Source organism: Pseudomonas subflava (assembly GCF_023823685.1).
GTDB lineage: Bacteria > Pseudomonadota > Gammaproteobacteria > Pseudomonadales > Pseudomonadaceae > Aquipseudomonas > Aquipseudomonas subflava.
The window spans coordinates 1-3408 of sequence record NZ_JAMXBF010000024.1 but is presented as its reverse complement, the minus strand read 5'-3'; the positions used below and the strand labels follow the sequence as shown (position 1 = coordinate 3408).

General features: G+C 58.5%; 4 protein-coding genes and 3 tRNA genes. All 7 read left to right on the top strand.

What is annotated here, in order from left to right:
- Positions 1 to 293 precede the first annotated feature (293 nt).
- Positions 294 to 1256, top strand: coding sequence for a bifunctional biotin--[acetyl-CoA-carboxylase] ligase/biotin operon repressor BirA (gene birA, locus NF616_RS21135; protein ID WP_252275733.1), 963 nt, complete (start codon positions 294 to 296; stop codon positions 1254 to 1256).
- A complete protein-coding gene (locus NF616_RS21130) occupies positions 1246 to 1992 on the top strand; it encodes a pantothenate kinase (protein WP_252275732.1) in 747 nt (248 codons plus the stop codon). The genes birA and NF616_RS21130 overlap by 11 nt, the downstream gene beginning before the upstream one ends.
- A complete protein-coding gene (locus NF616_RS21125; RefSeq protein ID WP_252275731.1) occupies positions 1992 to 2669 on the top strand; it encodes an SPOR domain-containing protein in 678 nt (225 codons plus the stop codon). Before NF616_RS21130 ends, NF616_RS21125 begins: the two co-directional genes overlap by 1 nt.
- A 129-nt stretch (positions 2670 to 2798) precedes the next feature.
- Positions 2799 to 2883: transfer RNA gene (locus tag NF616_RS21120), tRNA-Tyr, on the top strand.
- A gap of 26 nt (positions 2884 to 2909) precedes the next feature.
- Positions 2910 to 2983, top strand: a tRNA-Gly gene (locus NF616_RS21115).
- 26 nt (positions 2984 to 3009) lie between these two features.
- A tRNA-Thr gene (locus NF616_RS21110) sits at positions 3010 to 3085 on the top strand.
- An 83-nt stretch (positions 3086 to 3168) separates the two neighbouring features.
- Positions 3169 to 3408 (top strand): GTP-binding protein (locus tag NF616_RS21105; protein ID WP_252275730.1); only part of this gene is annotated, 240 nt, incomplete at its 3' end.

Genomic DNA, 3408 nt, shown 5'->3' with positions numbered 1-3408 from the left:
CTAGAAAACTGCAACGAGCGGAGCCGCCCCGCGAACCCGCATGCGCACGCAGCATGCATGCGTTAGGCTTGGGTCGTATCGCTCGCTGTGCGCTGTGCGCTGTGAATAATGCTGATTGCTGGTATGTGCATCTACGAAAAGCCATCCATCTAGATGGCTTTTTTACTTTTCGGTGGCTTGGTCGATCGCTACGGTACCAGTACCCACCCAGTGACTGCACGGTTGGCTCCGCATTTCTAGGCAATTGGCGACTGCATCGCTATGATGCGTCCCTCTTTGCTTGGGCATAATCGATGCGAGAAGTGCTGCAATTACTGGGTGATGGTCGCTTTCACTCTGGTGAGGCCCTCGGGGCGCTGCTCGGCGTGAGTCGGGCGGCCGTATGGAAACGCCTGGAGCAACTTGAAGCATTGGGGCTGGAAATCCATCGGGTTCGCGGTCGCGGCTATCGACTTGCTTCACCGATATCGTTTCTTGATCAGGGCGTTATCGCTTCCGAATGTCTACAGGCCGGCTGGCATGCCCAGGTTTTCGAAAGCCTCGACTCGACCAATGCCCAGGCGCTACGACAGCTCGCGGCCAATGCCGATGCGCCATTGCTCATTCTCGCCGAACGACAGGAGAGTGGGCGCGGTCGCCGGGGTAGGAGCTGGGTGAGTCCCTTCGGTGAAAACCTCTATTTCAGCTTGGGGTTGCGTGTAGAGGGCGCAGGTTTTTCGCTAGAGGGGCTCAGCTTGTCTGTTGGGCTGGCTGTCCTGCGGAGTCTGCAGGAGTTGGGCCTTAATGGTGTTGGCATGAAATGGCCTAACGACTTGCTGGTCTCTGGCCGCAAGATCGCCGGCGTGTTGCTGGAGCTATCGGGTGACCCCTCTGGGACCTGCCAGGTGGTCATCGGTATAGGGATCAACGTGAACATGTTGCCTAGGTCTGAAGTTCAGATCGACCAACCGTGGACTTCGATGCGAGAGCTCTGTGGCCATATTGTAGATCGCACTGACCTGGCTCTGGTGCTCGGGCGCTGGCTGCGGCATTACCTGGAACGGCATGAGCGTGAGGGTTTCCAGGGCCTTCAAGAGGAATGGGAGTCCTGCCATCTTTGGCAAGAAAAAGAGGTCAGCTTGATCGCCGGACCGCAACGCATAGATGGTGTTGTTTTGGGCGTTGACCGCCAGGGTGCTTTGCGTCTCAGGGTGGCAGGGCAGGAGCGGCAGTTCAGTGGCGGTGAGCTTAGCCTGAGGTTGCGTGATGATTCTTGAGCTGGACTGCGGCAATAGCCTGATCAAGTGGCGGGTGCTGGGTGGCGCGTCGATGGGTGGCGTCGTCGACTCAGATGAGGCCCTGCTTGCAGCATTGCGCGGCGTCTCTGGTCTGTTCCTTTCGGGAGTCCGACTGGTCAGTGTGCGCAGCGATGCCGAGACCGCGTCGCTGGTGAGCATGCTCGAGGCCGAGTTCGCCGTTCCGGTGCTGTGTGCTCAGCCAGCGCTGTCGCTGGCCGGTGTTCGTAATGGTTATGCCGAGTATGCTCGTCTCGGGCTCGACCGCTGGCTGGCGGTGGTCGGCGCTTATCAGCTGGCTGGCGGCGCTTGCCTGGTCTTGGACCTTGGCACAGCCGTCACCTCTGACTTCGTGAATGCGGAAGGCGAGCATTTGGGGGGGTACATTTGTCCTGGGTTACCCCTGATGCGCAACCAGCTGCGCACCCATACCCGGCGCATCCGGTACGGCGACGAGGCGGCTGAGCAGGCATTGCAGAGTTTTCAGCCGGGCCGCTCGACGGCGGAGGCCGTCGAGCGCGGTTGCGCTTTGATGTTGCGGGGCTTTGCGCTAACCCAGGTAGAGCTGGCTCGCGAGCGCTGGGGAGAGCATTTCAGCATCTATCTGACTGGCGGCGATGCATCCCAGATAGAGGCGGTGTTGCCTCAGGCCAGTCTGGTGTCCGATCTGGTTTTCATTGGTCTCGCCCAGGCCTGTCCTTTGCCGGGAGTTCGCTGATGCGTTGGGTGTTTCTGCTTCTGCTCGTCCTCAATCTTTTCTATTACGTCTGGCATCAGCAGCAGGCTCCGCTGCGTGTGAAAGAGGTGGAGCCAATGGCGCTTTACCACGGAGCGCAGCAGGGGTTGCGTCTGCTCGATGCGTCGGATCGTGCCAAGACGCGGCCGGAGTTATCGCAGGCTCCCGTTCATGGACAAGATCAGACCTGTCTTTTTCTGGGCGGCTTCCAGCAAGAAAGTGGGGCGCAGCAGGTCGAGCAACGCCTGATCGCACTGGACATCCAGGCTGAGGTGCGTCCGGTGAACGCTGCGGCGGGTATGGACTACTGGGTATATCTGGCCCCGCTGGCGTCTCGTCAGGCTTCGCTACGCCAGTTGAAGGAATTGCAGGCGCGCAAGATCGACAGCTACATCATTACTCAGGGCGATCTGGCGAACGGTATCTCGCTCGGCATCTTTCCGCGCAGCGATTCCGCGGAGAGCGTGATGCAGCGACTTCGCGATGCCGGCTACGAGCCAATGCTGCGCGAACTGCCGCGCGCGCAGCGCAGTTTCTGGGTGCGTATCGCGCCGGAGAGTCGCCGCCTGGCGGACGACGTGATGCCCCAGCTCGCTTCTGACTTCCAAGATCTGCAGCATCAGATAATGCCCTGCGAAAGCGTTGCAACCAGCCATTAGTTTGCATAGAATGGCGCCCGCTTTGAGGGGGAGGACCCGCAAGGCGGTTGTTCAAGCGCGCTAACCTCAAGTTTTTATTGAGAAATTGCTTGACAGCTCGGTGGTAGTAGTTAAAATGCCGCCCACTTTGGAGGGGTTCCCGAGCGGCCAAAGGGATCAGACTGTAAATCTGACGTCATAGACTTCGAAGGTTCGAATCCTTCCCCCTCCACCAGATTTAAAGCGTGAGCCGCAAGCTCCGCGGGCATAGTTCAGTGGTAGAACCTCAGCCTTCCAAGCTGATGATGCGGGTTCGATTCCCGCTGCCCGCTCCAAGTTTGCTGTTTGTGCAAAGCGTTTCGCTCATGTAGCTCAGCTGGTAGAGCACACCCTTGGTAAGGGTGAGGTCAGCGGTTCAAATCCGCTCATGAGCTCCACTTCAACAAAGGCAGATATGAAGATATCTGCCTTTGTTTTAATGGCAGTGTCAGTTCTCAATTCCTAGTTGGAGACGAGTCAGATGGCTAAGGAAAAATTCGAGCGTAACAAACCGCACGTCAACGTTGGCACCATCGGTCACGTTGACCACGGTAAGACCACTCTGACCGCTGCTCTGACCCGCGTCTGCTCCGAAGTTTTCGGTTCGGCCAAGGTCGACTTCGACAAGATCGACAGCGCTCCGGAAGAGAAGGCTCGCGGTATCACCATCAACACCGCTCACGTTGAGTACGATTCGTCCGTACGTCACTACGCGCACGTT

Coding starts and splice junctions, on each gene's coding strand:
- NF616_RS21130 (WP_252275732.1), top strand. CDS start 1,246: ATGATTCTTGAGCTGGACTGCGGCAATAGCCTGATCAAGTGGCGGGTG.
- NF616_RS21125 (WP_252275731.1), top strand. CDS start 1,992: ATGCGTTGGGTGTTTCTGCTTCTGCTCGTCCTCAATCTTTTCTATTAC.
- birA (WP_252275733.1), top strand. CDS start 294: ATGCGAGAAGTGCTGCAATTACTGGGTGATGGTCGCTTTCACTCTGGT.